Annotated in this window: 20 protein-coding genes and 1 riboswitch; of the genes, 5 read left to right on the top strand and 15 right to left on the bottom strand. The window is 46.6% G+C overall.

Annotation, left to right across the window (positions count from 1 at the left end; all coding sequences use genetic code 11):
- Window positions 1–522: 522 nt before the first annotated feature.
- From H3S82_RS10700 to H3S82_RS10650, 11 genes are all read right to left on the bottom strand, one after another.
- Complete coding sequence (locus tag H3S82_RS10700) at window positions 523–975, bottom strand: hypothetical protein (protein ID WP_198233008.1); 453 nt, start codon at window positions 973–975, stop codon at window positions 523–525.
- 28 nt (window positions 976–1003) lie between these two features.
- Window positions 1004–1663, bottom strand: a complete 660-nt coding sequence (locus H3S82_RS10695) for a methionine ABC transporter permease (RefSeq protein ID WP_198225891.1) — start codon at window positions 1661–1663, stop codon at window positions 1004–1006.
- The gene (locus H3S82_RS10690) at window positions 1656–2687 is read right to left on the bottom strand and encodes a methionine ABC transporter ATP-binding protein (RefSeq protein ID WP_198233009.1); all 1032 of its coding nucleotides are present in this window, start codon (window positions 2685–2687) and stop codon (window positions 1656–1658) included. Before H3S82_RS10690 ends, H3S82_RS10695 begins: the two co-directional genes overlap by 8 nt.
- An 8-nt stretch (window positions 2688–2695) precedes the next feature.
- The gene (locus tag H3S82_RS10685; RefSeq protein WP_198233010.1) at window positions 2696–3526 is read right to left on the bottom strand and encodes a MetQ/NlpA family ABC transporter substrate-binding protein; all 831 of its coding nucleotides are present in this window, start codon (window positions 3524–3526) and stop codon (window positions 2696–2698) included.
- Window positions 3527–3778: 252 nt separating this feature from the next.
- Window positions 3779–3964, bottom strand: coding sequence for a hypothetical protein (locus tag H3S82_RS10680; protein WP_198233011.1), 186 nt, complete (start codon window positions 3962–3964; stop codon window positions 3779–3781).
- Window positions 3965–4522: 558 nt separating this feature from the next.
- Window positions 4523–5557: an aspartate-semialdehyde dehydrogenase gene (locus tag H3S82_RS10675; protein WP_198233012.1), complete on the bottom strand. Its 1035-nt coding sequence runs from the start codon at window positions 5555–5557 to the stop codon at window positions 4523–4525.
- Between the two features lie 664 nt (window positions 5558–6221).
- Window positions 6222–7334, bottom strand: coding sequence for a 3-isopropylmalate dehydrogenase (leuB, locus tag H3S82_RS10670; RefSeq protein ID WP_198233013.1), 1113 nt, complete (start codon window positions 7332–7334; stop codon window positions 6222–6224).
- A 171-nt stretch (window positions 7335–7505) separates the two neighbouring features.
- A complete protein-coding gene (locus tag H3S82_RS10665) occupies window positions 7506–7697 on the bottom strand; it encodes a Trm112 family protein (protein ID WP_078040030.1) in 192 nt (63 codons plus the stop codon).
- Between the two features lie 43 nt (window positions 7698–7740).
- Window positions 7741–8406 (bottom strand): LON peptidase substrate-binding domain-containing protein, encoded by a 666-nt coding sequence (locus H3S82_RS10660; protein ID WP_198233014.1) that lies wholly within the window; start codon window positions 8404–8406, stop codon window positions 7741–7743.
- Window positions 8407–8511: 105 nt separating this feature from the next.
- Window positions 8512–9462, bottom strand: coding sequence for a thioredoxin (gene trxA / locus H3S82_RS10655; protein ID WP_078040028.1), 951 nt, complete (start codon window positions 9460–9462; stop codon window positions 8512–8514).
- A 70-nt stretch (window positions 9463–9532) separates the two neighbouring features.
- A complete protein-coding gene (locus H3S82_RS10650; RefSeq protein ID WP_198233015.1) occupies window positions 9533–10039 on the bottom strand; it encodes a prolyl-tRNA synthetase associated domain-containing protein in 507 nt (168 codons plus the stop codon).
- 136 nt (window positions 10040–10175) lie between these two features.
- Here H3S82_RS10650 and crcB point away from each other — a divergent pair, with 136 nt between their 5' ends.
- The 4 genes from crcB to gcvP all read left to right on the top strand — a co-directional run bounded on the left by crcB (window position 10176) and on the right by gcvP (window position 15254).
- A complete protein-coding gene (crcB, locus tag H3S82_RS10645; protein WP_198233016.1) occupies window positions 10176–10559 on the top strand; it encodes a fluoride efflux transporter CrcB in 384 nt (127 codons plus the stop codon).
- Window positions 10560–10830: 271 nt separating this feature from the next.
- Window positions 10831–10929, top strand: a riboswitch (glycine riboswitch).
- A gap of 44 nt (window positions 10930–10973) precedes the next feature.
- The gene (gene gcvT / locus H3S82_RS10640) at window positions 10974–12080 is read left to right on the top strand and encodes a glycine cleavage system aminomethyltransferase GcvT (RefSeq protein WP_198233017.1); all 1107 of its coding nucleotides are present in this window, start codon (window positions 10974–10976) and stop codon (window positions 12078–12080) included.
- Between the two features lie 5 nt (window positions 12081–12085).
- Entirely contained in the window at window positions 12086–12454 is a 369-nt protein-coding gene (gene gcvH / locus H3S82_RS10635; protein WP_198233018.1) for a glycine cleavage system protein GcvH, read from the top strand.
- Between the two features lie 4 nt (window positions 12455–12458).
- Window positions 12459–15254, top strand: coding sequence for an aminomethyl-transferring glycine dehydrogenase (gene gcvP / locus H3S82_RS10630; RefSeq protein ID WP_198233019.1), 2796 nt, complete (start codon window positions 12459–12461; stop codon window positions 15252–15254).
- A gap of 475 nt (window positions 15255–15729) precedes the next feature.
- Here the strand turns inward: gcvP and H3S82_RS10625 are convergent, their stop codons facing one another.
- Complete coding sequence (locus H3S82_RS10625) at window positions 15730–16986, bottom strand: D-amino acid dehydrogenase (protein WP_198233020.1); 1257 nt, start codon at window positions 16984–16986, stop codon at window positions 15730–15732.
- A complete protein-coding gene (alr, locus tag H3S82_RS10620; protein WP_198233021.1) occupies window positions 16983–18128 on the bottom strand; it encodes an alanine racemase in 1146 nt (381 codons plus the stop codon). Before alr ends, H3S82_RS10625 begins: the two co-directional genes overlap by 4 nt.
- Before the next feature lie 193 nt (window positions 18129–18321).
- On the opposite strand from alr, the gene H3S82_RS10615 reads away from it, so the two are divergent.
- Window positions 18322–18771, top strand: coding sequence for an Lrp/AsnC family transcriptional regulator (locus H3S82_RS10615; RefSeq protein ID WP_198225900.1), 450 nt, complete (start codon window positions 18322–18324; stop codon window positions 18769–18771).
- A 318-nt stretch (window positions 18772–19089) separates the two neighbouring features.
- On the opposite strand, the gene H3S82_RS10610 is transcribed toward H3S82_RS10615, so the two are convergent.
- Together H3S82_RS10610 and cueR are read right to left on the bottom strand one after the other, a co-directional pair.
- On the bottom strand, window positions 19090–20250 hold the full coding sequence (locus H3S82_RS10610) for an alpha-hydroxy acid oxidase (protein ID WP_198233022.1): 1161 nt from the start codon (window positions 20248–20250) through the stop codon (window positions 19090–19092).
- Between the two features lie 196 nt (window positions 20251–20446).
- The gene (cueR, locus tag H3S82_RS10605; protein WP_198233023.1) at window positions 20447–20848 is read right to left on the bottom strand and encodes a Cu(I)-responsive transcriptional regulator; all 402 of its coding nucleotides are present in this window, start codon (window positions 20846–20848) and stop codon (window positions 20447–20449) included.
- Window positions 20849–20861 lie beyond the last annotated feature (13 nt).

Raw genomic sequence — 20861 nt, 5'->3', positions numbered from 1 at the left:
GCTCTCTTTGCCGAACTTTGAATAAACGCGATTTGACAGAAATTACCTGTTTCGAAAAGAGCAATAAACCAGTATCGGCCAAGGCTTTTCATGATTGGACAAGGCCTTGCACCCAATCATCATCGGGAAGGGCTGTGCTTTCCGGCTTTTGTGCCGAGAGGCATTTGTCTTGTTTATCAGAGCTTGTGAAGGTCTCCGTTAATCAAAACGTTTTCATGTTAAAGGTTTGAAAGCGACAATCGGGATAAACGCAAAAGAAACCGGAAAGGCGGATAGGCACGCGCTAAAGCGTGTCTTCGGGCGCGCTTGTATGCGTCCCGAAACTTTTCAGACCGTGATGAAAACGGTCATAGTTTCAGGAAAAGACGAATTTCAATTTGTAAAGTCGGCGTTTTGTTCTTTTGCCCGTTTTGTTGCATTCCGATAGCAAAACATTATGGGCAATCGTGAGCAAATACGAGTGCAATAAAAACAAAAAGCCGGTTTAACCGGCCTTTTATTTTTAACCAATTTGTTTTCCGTTTATTTCTTTTGGGGCTTAGCCGCTTTTTGGCTGTCCAATTGCTTATAGGCTTCTGTCAATTCCGATTGCATGGGAGCGCAGTTTTTGGTGTGGGCAATATCCTGTAACACGCCGTTACGATTGCGCAATGCATCGATTTCCACTCTTTCCGGCGATTTCGGATCCATGAAAAACCACGCAGGAAAGAAGAAAATACCGGCTGCCCCCAATGCAACATTCTTTCCTTGTGCATTTGTGCGCTCATGGATGACTGCTTTAATCTGGCGCTCATTGGCGTGGAATTCACGAGAAATACCCGCACAATCCATGACACTGTCGTTCGGATTGGTCAAAGCGACCGGATGGGCATCGCGTCCGCCACAGCCGGAAAGCAGCATGGAAGCGGCAATTAAAGTGGCAATTGGAGCCACAGACACAAATTTTGTTATCCGGCTTTTAGTATCTTTCATCATTCTTCCTCCCCTTTTCCAAGTGAAATGGCTAACGTTTCGAGTGGTCAAGCTTGCGGGCCAACCGGTCACCGCAGGATTGCACAACCAGATTCATGACAATCAGAACACCGATAACGATGTTCATAATCTCCGGATTATAGCGCTGGTAACCATAGCGGATAGCCATATCACCAAGGCCGCCACCTCCCAGAAAACCGGCAAGCGACGTTGCACTGATAATTGAAATAACCATCACAGTAAAGCCGGTCACAAGGCTTGAAAATGATTCCGGTACGATGACATTGGTAACAATTTGCATCCGTGAAGCGCCCATCGAGCGGATAGCTTCGACGAGTCCCTTGTCAACCCCGCGAAATGACAGTTCTGCCAAACGCGCATAGAGCGGTGTCGCCGATAATATCAGCACAAAGATAACCGATCTGATGCCGACACCGGTTCCAACAACAATGCGCGTTACAGGAAGAAGATAGAAAGCAAAAATGATGAACGGAATGGCGCGCACACAATTGACAAGGAAGCTCAGTAACCTGTTGAGATTTTCCTTTGGAAACAGGCTTCCCTTTGCGGTCATATAAAGGATAAGGCCGATCGGCAGTCCCAGAATGAGCGCCATAAGAGAAGAACTCACCGTCATGATGATGGTGTCTATAATTGCTTTCGGCAATTCTTTTGAAAGTACATCATACATAACCGAGAACCTCGCAATAGCGGCCATGCTTGATAAGCCAGGAAACCGCCTTGTCAAGTTTGTCTTTGTCTTTTGCCGGAAGGCCTAAAAAGAAACGGCCGACCGGTTCACCCTGAATCGTATCAATGCCGCCGTGAAGAATGCGCGGGATCAATCCGCTTTCATATTCTATCAAATGCAGGAATGGCTCTCTTGCCACGTCACCGGCAATATTGAGCTCGATAACGGCTTCATCCCCTTCGGGCTTCAACCTTTTGGCAAATTCGGCCGGTAATTGCGGTGTCACAATGCGCAGCATCGCAATGGTGGTGTCATCTTGCGGAGAGGCAAAAATATCTCTTACCCGACCTTCTTCGACAATTTTTCCCTTGTTCAGCACAACAACCCTGTTGGCAATGGAGCTTACAACTTCCATTTCGTGGGTAATCAGAACGACGGTGAGGTTGAGCCTTTTATTGATATCGGCAATCAATTCAAGAATGGATTGGGTTGTTTCCGGATCGAGTGCCGAGGTTGCCTCGTCGGATAGGAGCACTTTCGGATTTGCCGCCAATGCTCTGGCAATGCCGACGCGCTGTTTTTGCCCACCGGAAAGCTCGGCCGGAAAATGCAGCTCTTTACCTTTGAGGCTCACAAGCTCGATAAGTTCCATCGCCCGTTCGCGGCGTTTTTCCTTCGGAACACCGGCAAGCTTTAGCGGCAATGCGATATTGTCGATCACACGTTTCGATGACAACAGGTTGAAATGCTGGAAAATCATGCTGATGCGTTGACGATAGGGCGCCCATTCGCTTTCGCTCAAATGCGAAACGTCATGGCCTTCAAAGAAGATTTGTCCTTCATCAATACGTTCAAGACCATTGAGACAGCGGATAAGCGTGGATTTACCGGCGCCGCTGCGCCCGATAATTCCAAGAATTTCGCCTTTTTCAATATCGAGTGACAAATGGTCAACGGCCGCCGTTTGGGAAAAACGGCGGCTGATATTTTTAAGTGATATGATTGGTTCGGATGCTGAACCCATGTTTGAATTTACCATAATGGCTGGGCAGTTACGCCAAACACTTCCTTGATTTTTGCGCGAACCGGTTCCGAATTATAGGCAGCAACGAGTTTTTTCACCCATGGCTCGTCTTTATCGGCGGTACGTACGACAATAATATTGTTATAGGGGTTGTTTTCGGACTTTTCCCAGGCAATCGCATCTTTATCGGGTTTGAGGCCAGTGGTCAAAGCCCAGTTGGTATTGACAATGGCAATGTCGAAATCATCAATGGCACGACCGAGCATACCGGCATCAAGCTCGCGAATTTCGAGTTTTTTGGGGTTTTCGACAATATCAAGTTTGGAGGCAAGAACATTCTTCGGGTCTTTGAGCTTGATAAAACCCATATCGTTCAAAAGCCGCAAGGCGCGACCGCCATTTGACGGGTCATTGGGAACGCCGACGACAGCACCGTCACGAAGGTCTTTCAAGTCTTTGATTTTGTGGGAATAGACACCCATCGGGAAAAGCACTGTATAGCCTACGACCGAAAGCTTGTATCCGCGCTGTTCGACTTGTGCGTCGAGATAGGGCTTATGCTGGAATGAATTTGCGTCAATATCACCGGCATTGACCGCTTCATTTGGCAAGGCATAATCGGAGAAAAAAACAAGATCAATGTTTAGGCCCTGTTTTTTGGCTTCCTGAGCGGCAACCTTCCAGACTTCCGATTCTTCACCTTCCATTGTTCCAAGCTTGATACTTGTTTTATCTTCGGCATGAGCGAGAACCGGTGCAAAAGCTGAAACACTTGCAAAAGCGGCAAAAGAAAAAGCAAGCCCGAGAACTGTACGTCTTTTGATTTTATCAAGAAACATTATTGAAACCCTTCATGTTAATTTTCAGAATGTTTCATCTCAAAACATAGGCTGAAAAATTTCCGTTCATTCATTGGTTTTAAAAATTCTGAATGCCGGTTCTAACAGGGCCCAAGATTTTCTAACCAATATGCCGATCAGTTTTACCGGAAGTGGTATAAAAACCAAGCAACATTTTCAATAGATATCAGTTATGTAGCAGGATGATTTTTTTATAAAAAGCCAAATAAATGGAAATAATTTTTTCGTATATCAGCGAGAGCGCTTGCCTTTATGGAAAAGTTGGGGTAGCAGCCAGCACAAAATCGAGAAGAAAATCAACATCATTAATGCGACGCCCATGCGGATGAAGTCAAAATTCGTTGCGTCTTCAGGAATAAAAAGTGCGGTGATATAACCGGCACAATCTAGTATAGCCTGTGCAACAGCACGTATCATTTTTGCCTCCACATATTACCGGAAGATAGACCGGTATTTCTGCATGGTTTTCTTTATTTTGTTTTATATACAATCATGAATGTTGCAAAGATAAAAAACTATCTTTTGGTAAAAAAGGCCGATTCGCCGCCTTTTTGTTATTTAAAATGGTTTTAGATTATCTTTCAAATGCAATTCATTCCTGAAAACGTAGTTTCACTGCAATTTTTTCTCCATCTTCGTCAGTTTTCATGAGTCGCTGGAATCTTGCGATATGTGTTCCTGTCCGAAATCTGCCATTCAATCACGAGACCGTATGTGTGCTTAAAAACGCTTCCATAGAAGCCGAAAAAATTGCGGCCAAGTGCTTTATTAGTTTTTTAGGCTTTTAGCTTCTGCAGGATTCATGACGGTGCTCATTCCTGTTTTATGTTTGAAACCGAAGTAAATAGCTCTCATTATCGAATGATAATTTAGTCTTAAAAAACACCCCTGCGAGAAGTCTCGACAGGGGCATTTTCCTTTTCAAAACGGCTTTAAAGCTCGCAAAGTCAAAATATTGCTTTAGCTGACAAGCGTTTATGCTTTGGCTTTTTTAGGTGTAATCAGATTGCGGGCGATCAGAAGTTCGGCAATCTGCACCGCATTAAGCGCTGCACCTTTGCGCAAATTATCGGCAACAACCCAGAAAGACAGGCCATTTTCAACCGTGATATCCTCGCGGATACGGCTGACAAAGGTGTCATCTTCTCCGGCTGATTCATAAGGTGTCATATAGCCGCCATCCTCATGCTTGTCGACAACCTGACAGCCTGGAGCGTTACGCAGGATTTCGCGTGCTTCATCGGCACTGATGGGTTTTTCAAACTCGACATTGACTGCCTCGCCATGGCCGATGAAAACCGGAACACGAACGGCAGTAGCCGTAAGCTTGATTTTCGGGTCGAGCATTTTCTTGGTTTCGGCAACCATTTTCCATTCTTCTTTGGTGTAGCCGTCTTCCATGAATACGTCGATATGGGGAATAACGTTGAAAGCAATACGCTTGGTGAATTTGCGCACCGTAATAGGGTCTGCCACAAAAACCGCGCGCGATTGCTCGAAAAGCTCGTCCATTCCGGCCTTTCCGGCACCCGAAACCGATTGATAGGTTGCAACCACAACACGCTTGATGGTTGCGGCATCGTGCAACGGCTTTAGAGCAACCAGAAGCTGGGCTGTCGAACAGTTCGGATTGGCAATAATATTATGTGTTTTGAAGCCGTCGATTGCATCCGGATTGACTTCCGGAACAATGAGCGGAACATCAATATCGTAACGCCAGGCCGAAGAATTATCGATAACGACAGCGCCGGCCGCGCCGATTTTCGGTGCCCATTCTTTGGAAACATTGCCACCGGCCGACATCAGGCAAATATCTGTGTCGGAAAAATCGTAATTATCAAGAACTTTGACCTTCAGTGTTTTGTCACCGAAGGAAACTTCTGTTCCCAATGACCGATGCGAGGCGAGTGGTACAACTTCATCAGCCGGAAAACCGCGCTCTTCGAGAATATTGAGCATTTCTCGTCCAACATTTCCCGTGGCACCTACAACAGCAACCTTAAAACCCATTTAATCAGAACTCCTGTCTCTCTCCGTGTTTTGTGAAGAAGCCCGGCGGCCGTCAGGCTTACCCCCCGGGCCGCACCCGGGAGAGAGCAGGTTGGCCAAGGGACGTCAGATAATTTTCTTTGTCGTTTTTTTGTGGCCAATAATTGTCAAGGATGCGCAGCAGTCATCAAAGCCGCAATTGCAGCTCGAAAACCGATCGATATGGAACCGAGAAAAGTCCATTGTTAAACTCCTTGATCGCATTGGTTTTAGCTTATTTTCAACCTCTGTCAAGAAACACAATAATAATCGGTTATTTTTTCATGTTGAATTTTTTTGGGCTCGACAAGTTCCATAAGAAAAATAGGTCATTTTATCAGAATTAAGGACAAAATTTTTCTCCTCAACAAAGCTTGAATTTCACGCAATTGAAAGAGGAAGTTTTGAGCAGCAAAAACTTTCGGCATTTTCAATGCCTATAAAATCGGGTGTTCAATATCCAATTGCAATAGAGCCCTTTAGAAATGCACAAAAAGCGGTGTTTTCCCACCGCTTTTCGGGACTGATCTTCATTCAAAGAACAAATTGATAAATGTTTTTGGCAGCATTCGAGCTTGACCGGTTTTAATCCGGTCAAGTTTTATTCACGAAAGTCTATTCATTAATCCTGTCAGGAAAGCCGGTTTCAAGCAACCATCGTTTTGAACTTTTGCAAAATGGCATCACCCATTTCACTGGTGGAAACTTTTTTCATGCCTTCCGAATAAATGTCGGCTGTGCGTACACCATCATCAAGAACGGCAGAAATCGCTTTTTCCAACCGGTCGGCTTCCGCACCCATGAGGAAAGAATAGCGCAGGCACATAGCAAGTGACGCTATCATTGCGATAGGATTGGCAATGCCTTTTCCGGCAATGTCGGGAGCAGAGCCATGAACCGGTTCGTAAAGCGCATGGCGTTTACCGGTTTTCTTGTCTTCTTCGCCCAGAGAGGCAGAAGGCAACATGCCGAGCGACCCTGTAAGCATGGCTGCAATATCGGAGAAAATATCGCCGAATAGATTATCGGTTACAATAACATCGAACTGCTTGGGCGCGCGCACCAATTGCATGCCGCCGGAATCGGCCAGCATATGTTCAAGCGTTACATCCTTATAGTCTTTGTCGTGCACTTCCGTAACGACCTCGTTCCAGAGAATGCCGGTTTTCATGACATTGTGTTTTTCAAGAGAAGTCACTTTGTTTCTGCGGGTGCGGGCAAGGTCGAAAGCAACTCTTGCAATGCGGTCGATCTCGTAAGTATCGTAAATCTGAGTATCGATTGCGCGTTTTTGCCCATGGCCGAGGTCGATAATTTCTTTCGGTTCGCCAAAATAGACGCCACCTGTCAACTCGCGTACAATCAATATATCAAGCCCGTCAACAAGCTCACGTTTGAGCGACGAGGCAGACGCAAGCGAGGGGTAGCAAATGGCCGGTCGCAAATTGGCAAACAGGCCGAGATCTTTACGCAGCCGCAACAATCCCGCTTCGGGTCTTACCTCATAAGGAACCTTTGCCCATTTCGGGCCCCCAACAGCACCAAAAAGCACAGCATCGGCTGCCAAAGCCCGTTTCATATCTTCTTCCGAAATGGCCCTGCCATAAGCATCATAAGCCGATCCGCCAACAAGCCCTTCTTCACACTCGAAATCAAGCCCGAGTTCTTTATCCATATAAGCAATGATTTTTTTAACTTCGGCCATCGACTCAACGCCGATTCCATCTCCGGGAAGAAGAAAGAGTTTTCTGGAAGCCATGATGATTGTGCCCTCTCAAATAATCAAAACAATCGGACAACAAAATTCCAAACGTCCTAACAATATCGTTCTTTATAACAATATAAAGGATCACCCGCATGAATTGGAATAATGTGACCATAATTTCCGTTATAGCATGGTCTTTGGAAAGCGAAACAAGGTTTTGGAAAATTATATTTCGTTTTCTTCCAACGGGCGCGCTTCGGATGCAAGCATAATCGGTATACCGTCACGAATGGGAAAGGCGAGCCGCGCCTTTTTGGAAACGAGTTCCTGCCTTTCTTTGTCAAAGTGAAGCTCTCCGCCCGTTACCGGACAGACCAGAAGTTCGAGCATTTTCGGGTCGGTAGTATATTTGACCATCAATCCACGTCCAATCCTTCAAACCGCTAACGGCTAACGACGTTCAATTGAGCGGTTTATCATCGCCATTGTGTTCCATGAGCGAGCGTTCTGTCAAAGCAACGAGGGTCGCAGCACGGGCAACAATATCGGGTGCTTCAAGAAGTGCCTGCTTTTCGGCAGTGCCGAAAGGCGCCATGATAGCGAGCGCATTGACAAGCGATTCTGTCGGTGCCTGCATGATCGAATCCCAATCGGCTTCCATTTGGTGGGCATCAAGAAATTTTTCAAAAGTATCAAGAAGCTCTTCCCGATTGATTTTATCGCCTGCATCCGGTTGCTCGACGAGGTCACTTTCATCAATCGTAATTTTGGCAATCCGGTAAGGTTTGTCACTTGCAATTTCTTTTTCAAGTTTGAAACGACAAACACCTTGTAAGCCGATCATCAGCCGACCATCTCCCGTTTCGGCAAAACTTGTAATGCGGCCGATACAGCCGGTTTTATAAAGCTCCGGCTTTTCCGGATTCTTTGGTTCCGGTTCCGGCTGGATAATGCCGATCAACCGGTTACCTTTTATTGCATCTTCAACAAGTTCAAGATAACGCGGCTCGAAAACATTAAGCGGCAAATAGCCATTCGGTAAAAGCAGAACCCCTTCGAGCGGAAACAGACCGATTTCGTCGGGCAGGTCTTTCACCTGAATATAGTGGGCATTTCCAGCTTTCATTGTCTTTTATCGTCCAGAGCCATAACAGGTTACAAAATCTTGAGGAGATATATTTCTATCGTCCCGATAGTGGTGAAATCTTGAGGGGAGCATAAAAGCACATCATCAAGAAAACAATAATGATGACAGTTTTCTACGCGCGGTCAATGTCGCCGGATCCATTGCGCCCCAGGCTTCAAAAAACTGCAATAATTGCTTTCTTGCGCCGTCATCATTCCACGTTCTATCCGCTTTCATGATACCGAGCAGCAAATCGGCTGCTTCATCCCGTTTGTTTTCAGCATTATAAACAAGAGCAAGATCATAGGCCGCCTGATAATCTTTCGGATTTTCGGCAATGCGTTTTTTCAATGCCGTCGGGTCGCCCAATTTTGCGGTTTCCTCTTTAAGGGCAATTTTCGCTTCGACAGCGCGAATGGCAGGGTCAGACTTTTTGGCATCCGGCACAGCTTTGAGAATGCCTTTTGCCTGATCAAGTTCACCATGTTCGACAAGCATATCGGCAAAAGCGGCAATAACCGTGACGTTATCGGGTGCCTGTTTCAGAATTTGCGCATAAAAAGTGGCAGCCCCCGTCACATCGCCACTTTTGCGCAATTCATTGGCTGTCTCCAAAGCTTCGTCAATTGCTGCTTCTTTTTCGTTACCCGTTAGTTTTGCAACAAATTTCTTGACTTCGCTTTCCGGCACTGCCCCCATAAAACCGTCAACTGGGTGGCCATCAACAAAAGCAATGACCGCAGGTACAGAGCGTATTCCCATCTGGCCGGGAATGGCCGGATGTTTGTCAATGTCAAGTTTGACGAGTTTGACAGCGCCTTTCGCCGCCTTAACAACTTTTTCAAGAACAGGCCCCAATTGCTTGCACGGGTTACACCATGTTGCCCAAAAATCAACGATAACAGGTTGTTTTTTTGATTCGACAAGAACATCCTTTGAAAAATCGGCCGTTGTTGTATCCTTGATGACAGAATTATCTGCCCCGCCTGTTTGATTGGCCAAATTTACATTTGCATTCATTTGCCCGCCTTGTGGCGCAAAAGGATTGTCACTCATTATCAAGTCCTGTTTCTTACGAAATGTCTATTCGTTTCTATTCTCAAAATCGTGCCTTTGGGTACGAATTTCAACCCTCTTCCTCTGAAACCTGAATAATAAGCGGTTCGTGATTCGTGGCGCGAACAAATTTTACAAGATCTTCTCGCGCAATCGATGTGGTCGCCTCGTTGGTCATCGGGTGGCAATTGATAACGGGGTGATCATAAAGGGCCTTATCAAGAATAAATGTCACATGATTTTCTTTGTCATTTATCAGGCCGAAAACGCTGACAGCCCCCGGATAAAGGCCGAGATATTCGGAAAGTTTTTCAGGGCTGCCAAAGGAAAGGCGCCCCGATGCACCGATTTTATCATGAAGATGTTTAAGATCGACAACCGAATGGGCGCCGAGTGTCACCAGAAAATAATGCCCCTTCTTATCTTTCAGAAACAGATTCTTGGTATGGGCGCCGGGAATATTTTGTTTAATATTTTCACCTTCTTTGACGGTAAAGACCGCCGGATGGGTTGTTGTTTTGACATGAATGCCAAGTGTTTTTAGAAAATCCAATAATTCCTGTTTTCCTGCTGGCATTTTTAGTCCTTTATTTTGTTTTTTTGGGCATTCTGTTTTAAATCGTCATGTTAATTTATGGCATGAAATTTTTATGTCGGCATTTTATTTGATGCTCGAATTGAAATAGTTTTCCTTCCTTTAAGGAGATTATCCGATGACTGCAACATTATGGGTGGCTTTTGGCGGTGTACTGGGCACAGTTTTACGTTACTGGTTATCGCTCCTCATGGTTCCGGTCAGTAAAAATCTGCCATGGGGAACAATTCTTATCAATATTGTCGGGTCTTTTGTGATCGCGTTTTTTGGCGTTATCACTCTTGCAGAGGCAAAATGGCCGGTGAGCGAGAACATCCGGCTCTTTGTCATGGTGGGGATTTGCGGCGGCTTTACAACCTTTTCTTCCTTCAGCTTGCAAAGCTTCGAACTTTTGAAAAAAGGCGCAGTCGGTGAGGCCTTTTTCAATATTATTGTTTCTGTCGTCTTTTGTCTTTTCGCGACAGCTTTGGGATTTTATCTTGGCAGCAAGATCAATCATTAGAAAATTACAAAAACAAAACGGCTTTACAGTGATTATCACAATTAATTGTCATAAACATATAGGCTAAATATTCCGACTTAGTCGGGGGAAATGATTTTTTGAGGATGACTTCACTTTGAAGATCGGCTAGAACCGGTGCCATGTCAGGGAGGGGTAAATTAACCTTTCCCATCTTTTTGCGGGAGAGTGTAAAAATACAGTCAACCGTGTTTTGGCCGCCGAAGGGGAAAACAGCCCGTAATCTCTCAGGCACAAGGAACCGTAAAAAGATCAAGACAGCTCTGGAAAGTCGGGTTTATCCCGCGCCGAAGGTGTAAGTGGAGGGAAGAGCTTTCCACAAGTCTCTCAGGCTCAAGACAGAGGGGTGTGAAATAGATACATTGTGTATCTATTGGCGCAACCTCGGAGCAATTTATGGGCAACTCTCAAGAAGACCTTAAAACTTTGCCGCTTTTTCATATGCATGAAAAAGCCGGAGCCAAATTCGGCAATTTTGCCGGATGGAACATGCCGCTCACTTACCCGCTCGGTGTTATGAAAGAGCATTTGCATACACGTGCCCATGCGGGTCTGTTCGATATTTCTCATATGAAACTGATACTGGTTGAAGGAAATGGTGCAGCCGACTTTTTGTCAAAAGCTCTGCCGCTTGACGCCGAAGCACTACAAATCGGCCAGTCACGTTATAACTATCTTTTGAATGAAGAGGCGGGCATCCTTGACGATCTCATTGTCACCCGCCTTGGCGAGAAACGTTTCATGGTTGTTGCCAATGCCGGTAATGCGAACGCCGACATTGCCGAACTTCAAAAACGCTCCCACGGGTTTGACTGCACTATCGAACCGCTTGAACGCGTGTTTTTGGCGTTACAAGGGCCAGAAGCTGCCGATGTCATCAAAAAAGCAGGTTTACCGGGAAATGAACTTCAGTTCATGCATGGTTTCGAGCCGAAGAAAAACTGGTTTATGACACGTTCGGGCTATACCGGCGAAGATGGATTTGAAATCGGCCTACCGGTTAATGAAGCTCAAGCACTTGCCGAAAAACTGTTGAGCGACCCGCGCGTGACATGGATCGGCCTTGCCGCACGTGACAGTCTGCGACTTGAAGCGGGTTTGTGCCTCCACGGCAATGACATCACCGCAAAAACCAATCCGGTCGAAGCGGCAATTACCTGGGCTGTCACCAAACCGGTGCGTGAAAAGGGTGAATTTTTCGGTGCCAAGGCTTTTCTTGAAGCGTTGAAAAATGGTGCAACACGCCGCCGCGTCGGTTTGATGCCGGAAACACGCCAGCCGGTGCGCGCCGGTGCAGAAATTTTTGACAAGTCGGGCAAACTTGTCGGTCACGTTACATCAGGCGGTTTCGGACCATCATTCAATGGTCCGGTTGCAATGGGTTATGTTGCAATCGACCTAGCAAAAGCCGGAACCGAACTTGAAACAGAAGTTCGCGGTAAGAAAATACCGCTTGTTGTCCACACACTTCCCTTTGTCGAACATCGTTATTTTAAAGGATAAAACACATGGTTAAACTGTATTTCACCGAAGATCATGAATGGATCAGTCTTGATGGTGATCTTGCAACGGTCGGCATCACAAACCATGCTCAGGAGCAGCTTGGCGACCTTGTTTTCGTCGAATTGCCGGAAGTCGGCAGCACTGTCAAAAAGGGCGACTCTGTTGCTGTTGTCGAATCGGTCAAGGCTGCATCCGATGTTTTTTCACCGGTTGATGGCACAATTAGCGAAGTCAACGAAGCTTTGAGCGATGATCCGGCACTCGTTAACCAGAAGGCAGAAAAAGAAGGCTGGTTGTGGAAGATGAAAATTTCCGACGCAAGCCAGCTTGATAACCTGATGGATGAAGCCGGCTATATCGCAATGATTGGATAATAAAATGCAGGAACTTCCATTTTCATCACGTCATATCGGGCCGCGGCCCGAAGAGGCAAAGGCAATGCTGCATAAATTGGGGCTCGGTTCTCTTGAGGAACTGGTCGAGCAGGCAGTGCCGAACGCAATCAGGCTTCAACACCCGCTTCAATTGCCAAAAGCTGTAAGTGAAGGGGCAGCTCTTCATGAGCTCCACAACATGATGGAACAGAACCGCCTCCATAAAAGCTTTATCGGACAGGGCTATTATGGCACTTTTGTTCCCTCTGTTATTTTACGCAATCTTTTTGAAAATCCGGCCTGGTACACTGCCTATACTCCCTATCAGGCAGAAATCAGTCAGGGGCGGCTTGAAATGTTGTTCAATTTCCAGACTCTCGTCTGCGAATTGACAGGCTTGCCGATTGCGGCAGCCTCGCTTCTTGATGAGGCGACATCACTTGCCGAAGCAAACGCCGTTGCGGTGCGCTTTTCGCGCAATAAAAAAACCGCGATTTCTGTGTTTGGCGAACTTCACCCGCAAACTTTGGCGGTAGCCCAGACAAGGGCTGAAACGCAAGGTTACGAGATCGGGTTAGAGAGCGAGATTACCGACAAGACAGCGGCAATCGTTTTGCCATGGCCCGATACAAAGGGGCGTTTTATCGATCATAGCGATGTTATCAAAAAGGCCAAAGCAAAAGGTGCATTGGTTATCGTTGTCGCTGATCCTCTGGCTTTGACAATCATGGAAGCGCCTGCCCTTTGGGGAGCCGATATGGTTGTGGGCTCGATGCAGCGTTTCGGCGTTCCAATGGGATTTGGCGGTCCACATGCCGGTTATCTGGCGGTATCCGAAGCCCTGACACGTATGATTCCGGGGCGCATTGTCGGACAGTCGATTGATACCAAAGGGCGGGTTGCCTATCGTCTTGCTTTGCAGACACGTGAACAGCATATCCGCCGCGACAAAGCAACGTCAAATATTTGTACTGCTCAGGCACTCCTTGCCAATATGGCAACAGCTTTTGCTGTCTGGCATGGTCCGGAAGGTTTGCAGGCAATTGCCAATCGCGTTCATGATCTTGCCAGCCGGTTCGGTGACAGTGTCAAAGATGCGGGCTTTTCTCTTGCCGGTGAGCATTATTTCGATTGTGTAACCGTGAATGTTTCCGGCAAAGCGGATGAACTGCAACAAAAAGCGGAAAGTGATGGCCGTCTCATACGCGTTATCGACAAGGATACCGTTTCGATCAATTTTGATGAACTTTCCGATGAAGAAGACGCAAAAGCACTTGCCAAGCTTTTCGGTGCAACGCTTAGTGATAAAGCCCCGTCGAAACTCTTGGGCAAAAAACGCGATGGTTCTTTTTTAAGCCAGCCGTTTTTCCATGCTGTGCAATCGGAAACCGAAATGATGCGCTTTTTGCGCCGCCTTGCCGACAAGGATCTGGCACTTGACCGCGCTATGATTCCGCTCGGCTCCTGCACCATGAAATTGAATGCGGCTGCCGAGATGATGCCTTTGAGCTGGCCGAAGGTTGCAAATCTTCATCCCTTTGCTCCGAAGGCCGATAGTCGCGGCTATCAGCAACTTATTTCCGAACTTGAAAAATGGTTGTGTGAAATTACCGGCTTCAGTGCCATTTCATTCCAGCCCAATTCCGGCGCACAAGGTGAATATACCGGTCTTCTTGCTATTCGCCGCTATCATGACAAAAATGGCGAACATAATCGCAATATCTGTCTTATTCCGGCTTCTGCCCATGGCACAAATCCGGCTTCGGCCCATATGGCCGGTATGGAAGTGGTTGTGGTCGATTGTCTGGGTGACGGTGACGTTGATGTCGAGGATTTGCGCAAAAAAGCCGTCGAACACAAAGACAATCTTGCTGCTTTGATGATTACCTATCCGTCAACCCACGGGGTCTATGAAGAAAGTATCAAAGAGATTTGCAAGATTATTCATGAGAATGGCGGGCAAGTCTATTTTGACGGTGCAAATCTTAATGCGCTGGTTGCTCTTGCCCGTCCGGCTGATGTTGGCGCGGATGTCTGCCACATGAATTTGCATAAAACTTTTGCCATTCCCCATGGCGGTGGTGGTCCGGGTGTCGGACCGATCGGTGTTTCAAAACATCTTCAACCTTTCGTTCCCGGTCACGCACTGTTTTCGACAAGCCATGCCGTTTCGGCAGCACCTTTCGGCAGCGCTTCAATTCTCACAATCACATGGATGTATATCCGTATGATGGGCGCCGAAGGGCTGAAACTTGCGACCGAAAACGCAATTTTGAATGCAAACTACATTGCAGAACAGCTTTCTGTGTCCTATCCGATTCTTTATAAAGGAAAAAGAGGGCGTGTTGCGCATGAATGTATTGTCGATACGCGTGTCCTCAAGGATAATTACGGCATCACTGTCGACGATGTGGCCAAACGTCTGATCGATTATGGCTTTCATGCTCCGACGATGTCGTTTCCGGTTCCCGGAACATTGATGATCGAGCCGACAGAATCCGAACCGAAATCGGAAATTGACAGGCTGTGCAACGCCCTTCTTGCCATTTCCGAAGAAGCCAAAAAAGTGGGTGAGGGTGTCTGGCCGAAGGATGATAATCCGCTCGTCAATGCGCCGCATGTTCTGGTCGATACCATTGATGACAATTGGTCACATGCTTATTCGCGCAAAATTGCGGCACTTCCCGATCCTGCTCAGGATCCGGCAGATAAATATTGGCCGCCGGTTTCACGCATTGATAATGTGGCCGGTGACAGGCACCTCATTTGTTCCTGTCCGCCACTTTCCAATTATCGTTAAAAAAAACCGGCTTCGGCCGGTTTTTTATTCGGTTTTTTATTCTACAGGCTTTTGGGGCGCCATCTTCGGCGCTGCCGCAATGATGTAGAACACTCGTTGAAATAGCCGAATCGGGAAGATGAAAGCAACGGGCTTTTCTCCTCGTCTATCTCTGTTTATTTTTCATAAAATTTCCGGACGTTCCGGAAGAGATGAAGAGTAAAGTTTTAAAAGATAACGGGCAGGTCAAGCACTGAAAAAGAGTAAGCAAGCGGAATACATCCCAAACAAACGTCCGAAACGGAAAAACCGGATAACCGGACGGAACAGGAAATCCGAAGCGAATAGCCCCCTAAAGGCGAAACGCTTAAACCCCAAAATGCAATTCATGAGCCAGAAAAGCTCAACCGGATAGAGCGCACATAAAAAGCTGCAACAATTTCTTCTTTTGGAAGAAGGCTGTTGCAGCGCATTTTTTAGTCAATTTCTCGACAAATTATTGATACCGGCTGATGTCCAGTCCTGTCGGGTCAATTTCGGGCTTGTTGCCGCTGATAATATCGGCAATCAGATGGCCGCTTCCGGTCGACATTGTCCAACCCAAAGTACCATGTCCGGAATTGATAAACAGGTTTTCATATTTTGTTTTACCGATAATCGGAACACTATCGGGCGTCACCGGCCGTAACCCCGACCAGAGCTGAGGCTTGAAGTCTTTATCATAGGAGCCGGAAAACATCATTTCCAAAGCTTCTTGCAAGGTTTTCAAACGCGGTTCACTGAGCTTAATTTCATAGCCTGAAACTTCTGCCATGCCGCCGACGCGGATACGGTTACCCAGTCTTGTAACAGCAACTTTGTAAATATCGTCAATAACAGTTGAAACCGGCGCTTTCGCCTCGTCGGTAATCGGCACGGTGATGGAATAGCCTTTCACGGGATAGATTGGCGCATGAAGTCCAAGATCACGAATAAGAAAAGGCGTAAAAGACCCCATCGAGACGAGATAGGCATCGGCACTCATCACGCCGCGTGACGTTTCAACGCCGGTAATTTTACCGCCTTCAACATGAAGTTTGTTGATTACTGTATTATAGGAAAATTCAACCCCTTTATCGGCCGCGAGCTTTGCAAGTTTGGTTGTAAACATCTGGCAATCGCCGGTTTCATCTTCAGGCGTTTGTAATCCACCAACGATTTTATCTTTTAACGGCGCCAATCCGGGTTCTGCGGCAACGCAACCGGCACTATCGAGCATCTTATAAGCAATGCCATCGGCTTTGAGAACTTCGACATCCTTGTTTGCCGCTTCAAGCTGGTGGGGATCGCGGAAAAGCTGGATTGTGCCCTTCATGCGTTCGTCGTAATGGATAGATGTTTCTTCGCGTAATTCCTGAAGGCATTTGGCGGCATAGTCGGAGACGCGCACCATCAGGGATTTGTTTTTCTTGTACCGGTTTTCATTGCAATTGATAAACATTGCAAAGAGCCACTTCATCTGGTCGAGGCTGAAAGTCGGGTGAATAATAAGTGGCGGATTGGCCTGCCGCATCATTTTCAATGCTTTGAGGGTGAGCCCCGGTTGTGCCCAGGGGGTTGTATATCCGAAAGAAACCTGACCGGCATTGGCAAAGCTTGTTTCCAATGCAGGCCCTTCTTCGCGATCAATGACCGTGACTTCATGGCCTGCTTTGTTGAGATACCAAGCCGAGGTTACACCAACGACACCACTTCCCAGAACAAGCACTTTCATTTTTTATTTCCCTCGCGGTTTTTCACATAGATGCGCTCGTAACGATGACCGAGCGATGTTAGAATTTCATAAGGAATTGTGCCGGCATCGCGTGCGACATCGTCAAGCGATTGGTGTTTGCCGATCAATTCGACAAGATCACCGGCTTTTGGTGCATTTTCACCAAGATGGGTGGTGTCGAGTGTAATTGAATCCATTGAAACGCGGCCAATAATCGGCACGCGCTCTCCTTTGAAATAAACCGAACCTTTATTGCCGAGTGACCTTAGCCAACCATCGGCATAGCCCACCGATATTGTTGTGATCGTGCTTGGCCGTCCGGTTATAAATGTTCCGCCGTAGCCGATTGCCGAACCAGCGGGAACATGGCGTGTCTGGATGACATGGGCATCAAGACTGACAACCGGTTTGATTGCCGTCGGGCTTTTGCCGAGCGGGTCTACACCGTAAAGGGCAATTCCGGGACGAACCATGTTGAAATGATAATCGGTGTTCAAGAAAATTCCACCCGAAGCAGCAAGTGCAACTTTTGAAGCCGGAAGTTTTTCAAGGGCCTTCTTCATTGCTTCAAGCTGGGCAGGATTGGCAGGGCTATTTTCCTCGTCGCTTTTCGCCAAATGGCTGATGACCAATTTTATATCCGCGTCGTTAAAAATCGACGGGTCGGCGACAAGGCGGTAAAGCTCGCTATTATCAAGCCCCAAGCGGCACATGCCGGTGTCAATCTGGATGATTGCGGGTAAACGCTTTGCTTTACTCGCGCATAATCTTTGCCAGTCAAGAATAGCGTCCCATGAATTCAGAACCGGTATGATTCCGGCTTCTGCCGTTAATTTTTCAGCCCCCGGTAAAATGCCATTCAAAACAGCAATGGAAGCATCTGTCGGCAATTGATCTTTGAGCCGGAATGCCTCGACAAGTTCTGCTACAAAGAAAAACCGGCATCCTGCTTCATAAAGCACAGGCGCTATTTTTTTTGCACCAAGGCCATAGGAGTCAGCTTTGACAACGGCAGCACTTTGTGCCGGAGCAACCATTTTTTTTATCGTGTTGTAATTTTCGACAATGGCATCAAGATCGATTGTGAGAATTGCCCCATAGGCTAATGTTGGAATTTTATTGTTGTTTTGAATTTCACCCATTTCGTTATTTCCCAGATAAATCCGTTCGCAAATCCGGATGTCCGCATTGTTTCCCCGTCATTGTTCCCATGGCTTTTTGCCATTTCAGATTGTGTATCATATGTGAAGAGCATTCGAATGTTGTATCTATTTTTGAAATATTATAGATATTTATCGTTGAATATTGAGCGTAAATCCGACAAATTGAAATATTATGCAAAACCTTGATGCAATAGATCGTAATATCATCCGCCTGTTGCGCCGTGACGGGCGCATGAGCAATGCAAATCTTGCAGCCGAAGTCGGGCTTTCCCCCTCGGCATGTTTGAGGCGTGTAAAATTATTGGAAGAAAGCGGCGTTATTCGCGGGTTTACCGCCATATTGGGAAGTGTTGAAGGAGAAGACCGGCTTATTGCCATTATCCAGATTACACTTGAAAAACAGACCGAAGAATATTTGAACCGCTTCGAGGCGGCCGTGCGCCGCCATCCGGAAATCAAGGAATGCTATTTGATGACAGGGGACGCTGATTATTGGCTGCGCGCGGAAGCAGAAAATGCCGCCGCTTATGAAACCATTCACAAGGAAATATTATCACGTCTTCCCGGTGTTGCGCGCATCCATTCGGCCTTTTCCATCCGCTCTGTTCTGATGCAGCGGTGAGGGGGCTGCCGTTTGTTTAGGTTTATTGGCTTTTTGACAAATAAAAGCATTTGTTCGATGAAGATCAGTATTGGCCGCAGCCCCTTTTTTAATACGTTAAAAATCGGCCTGTTTTGCCTGAATTGACCTTGTGGGTCTTGGACAAAATCTGGCACAAAATATCATAAAAGACGTTCTGCAATAGGGGCGCGATGTTTTATATTTTTTGAAATCCGCTTGCCACCAACACCGGTAGATCATCTGTTTTTAACAGAGCAAAAGCATTGAAAAAGCCGGGCATTTTGCCCGGCTTATCGAATAGTCCATTATATTGCTTTTTTAAAGTTTCGGTTTTGACGGCCTGAAATCATAAAGGACCTCATGGGTGAGGTCGGCAATTTTCTTCTTGCCGCAAAGCGCCATGGAAATATCAAGCTCGTTCCGGATAATTTCCAAGGCTTTGGTGACGCCGGGTTTACCCAAAGCACCAAGCCCGTAGAGGAACGGACGGCCGATAAATGTGCCTTTGGCACCAAGCGCCAAAGCCTTCAACACATCCTGACCGGAACGGATACCACCATCAACATGGATTTCTATCATATCTCCGACAGCATCAACAATTTCAGGCAAAACAGAAATGGTTGAAGGAGCACCGTCAAGCTGGCGGCCACCGTGGTTTGAAACCAGAATGGCATCGGCACCGGTTTTGACAGCCATTTTGGCGTCTTCTACATCAAGAATGCCTTTCAGAATGAGCTTGCCACCCCAAATTTTCTTGATCCATTCAACATCGTTCCAGTTAAGCTTCGGGTCGAATTGCGAGGCTGTCCACAAACTCAACGAAGACAAATCCGTTACGTTTTTGGCGTGTCCCGCAATATTGCGGAATGTTCTTCTATTGGTCTGCAACATCTCCATGCACCATTTCGGGCATGTCATCATTTGCCAGAGATTTTTCAAAGTGAATTTTGGCGGGGCAGACAGGTTGTTGCGCAAATCCTTATGGCGTTGTCCTAAAATCTGCAAATCCAGCGTCAGAACCAATGCCCCGCATTTGGCTGCTTTTGCACGATTGATAAGGTCGGCGATAAAGTCGCGATCTTTCATGACATAAAGCTGGAACCAGAACGGTTTTTTGGTCACCGATGCGACATCTTCAATCGAGCAAATGCTCATTGTCGACAATGTGAAAGGAACGCCGAATTCTTCGGCAGCCTGCGCTGCCAACATTTCTCCATTGGCGTGTTGCATTCCTGTCAAACCGGTTGGCGATAAAGCAACCGGCATGGAAACTTTCTGGCCGATCATTTCGCTTTCAAGTGAACGATTGGTCATATCGACCAGAACACGCTGGCGCAGCTTTATTTTTTTGAAGTCTTCTTCATTGGCGCGATAAGTGCTTTCTGTCCATGCTCCGGAATCGGCATAGTCAAAAAACATCTTGGGTACGCGACGTTTGGCAAGTTTTTTAAGATCGTTGATCTCAAGTATTTTACGCATTTCAAATTCCGTTTATTCTTATTGTGTTATGTGTAGTATTCTTCAGCCACAATAAAAAGTGTTTTCTTTAAAATCGCTAAATTGTGACAAACAAGCATGGTATTTTTTTAAGCTTCGCAAGATTTGCCGCGCTTAAAATAGCATGAACCGATTTGCCAGAAGTGAGCTTTTTTTAAAAATATAACGGCGGGTTTCATCAGTGGCAATGACTGCACCCTGCAAGATCTTCCAGAATCGGACAGTCCGGCCTGTCATCACCATGGCAGTGATGGACAAGGTGGTCGAGTGTATTAATCATTACCTGTAGGGAATCCATTTTTTCCTGCAAAGCCTTGATATGGGAAAGTGCGAGTTTTTTAACCTCGCTTGAAGCACGGCTATGATCTTTCCATAATCCGAGGAGCACGCGGATATCTTCGGAAGAAAAACCGAGCAGTCGCGAGCGACGGATGAAGCGCAAGGTTTGAATATCGTCATCGGTATAAACGCGATAGCCGTTTTCGCTACGATGGGCTGGTGAAATAAGTCCGGTTTCCTCATAATGGCGGATCATTTTTGCACTAAGACCCGATTGTTTTGCTGCTTCACCAATATTCATTTTTCTCGTCCAA

The organism is Bartonella sp. M0192 (genome assembly GCF_016102305.1).
Taxonomy (GTDB): domain Bacteria; phylum Pseudomonadota; class Alphaproteobacteria; order Rhizobiales; family Rhizobiaceae; genus Bartonella; species Bartonella apihabitans.
The sequence above is the reverse complement of the archived record's forward strand: the minus strand, read 5'-3'. Positions and strand labels throughout refer to the sequence as shown.

Bases quoted from the DNA above. Each gene is read 5' to 3' on its own strand.
- H3S82_RS10675 (WP_198233012.1), bottom strand. From the start codon at position 5,557: ATGGGTTTTAAGGTTGCTGTTGTAGGTGCCACGGGAAATGTTGGACGA.
- cueR (WP_198233023.1), bottom strand. From the start codon at position 20,848: ATGAATATTGGTGAAGCAGCAAAACAATCGGGTCTTAGTGCAAAAATG.
- gcvP (WP_198233019.1), top strand. From the start codon at position 12,459: ATGCAGGAACTTCCATTTTCATCACGTCATATCGGGCCGCGGCCCGAA.
- H3S82_RS10695 (WP_198225891.1), bottom strand. From the start codon at position 1,663: ATGTATGATGTACTTTCAAAAGAATTGCCGAAAGCAATTATAGACACC.
- H3S82_RS10690 (WP_198233009.1), bottom strand. From the start codon at position 2,687: ATGGGTTCAGCATCCGAACCAATCATATCACTTAAAAATATCAGCCGC.
- leuB (WP_198233013.1), bottom strand. From the start codon at position 7,334: ATGGCTTCCAGAAAACTCTTTCTTCTTCCCGGAGATGGAATCGGCGTT.
- H3S82_RS10685 (WP_198233010.1), bottom strand. From the start codon at position 3,526: ATGTTTCTTGATAAAATCAAAAGACGTACAGTTCTCGGGCTTGCTTTT.
- H3S82_RS10610 (WP_198233022.1), bottom strand. From the start codon at position 20,250: ATGCGTAAAATACTTGAGATCAACGATCTTAAAAAACTTGCCAAACGT.
- gcvH (WP_198233018.1), top strand. From the start codon at position 12,086: ATGGTTAAACTGTATTTCACCGAAGATCATGAATGGATCAGTCTTGAT.
- gcvT (WP_198233017.1), top strand. From the start codon at position 10,974: ATGGGCAACTCTCAAGAAGACCTTAAAACTTTGCCGCTTTTTCATATG.
- alr (WP_198233021.1), bottom strand. From the start codon at position 18,128: ATGGGTGAAATTCAAAACAACAATAAAATTCCAACATTAGCCTATGGG.
- H3S82_RS10680 (WP_198233011.1), bottom strand. From the start codon at position 3,964: ATGATACGTGCTGTTGCACAGGCTATACTAGATTGTGCCGGTTATATC.
- H3S82_RS10650 (WP_198233015.1), bottom strand. From the start codon at position 10,039: ATGCCAGCAGGAAAACAGGAATTATTGGATTTTCTAAAAACACTTGGC.
- crcB (WP_198233016.1), top strand. From the start codon at position 10,176: ATGACTGCAACATTATGGGTGGCTTTTGGCGGTGTACTGGGCACAGTT.
- H3S82_RS10615 (WP_198225900.1), top strand. From the start codon at position 18,322: ATGCAAAACCTTGATGCAATAGATCGTAATATCATCCGCCTGTTGCGC.
- H3S82_RS10660 (WP_198233014.1), bottom strand. From the start codon at position 8,406: ATGAAAGCTGGAAATGCCCACTATATTCAGGTGAAAGACCTGCCCGAC.
- H3S82_RS10625 (WP_198233020.1), bottom strand. From the start codon at position 16,986: ATGAAAGTGCTTGTTCTGGGAAGTGGTGTCGTTGGTGTAACCTCGGCT.
- H3S82_RS10700 (WP_198233008.1), bottom strand. From the start codon at position 975: ATGATGAAAGATACTAAAAGCCGGATAACAAAATTTGTGTCTGTGGCT.
- trxA (WP_078040028.1), bottom strand. From the start codon at position 9,462: ATGAGTGACAATCCTTTTGCGCCACAAGGCGGGCAAATGAATGCAAAT.
- H3S82_RS10665 (WP_078040030.1), bottom strand. From the start codon at position 7,697: ATGGTCAAATATACTACCGACCCGAAAATGCTCGAACTTCTGGTCTGT.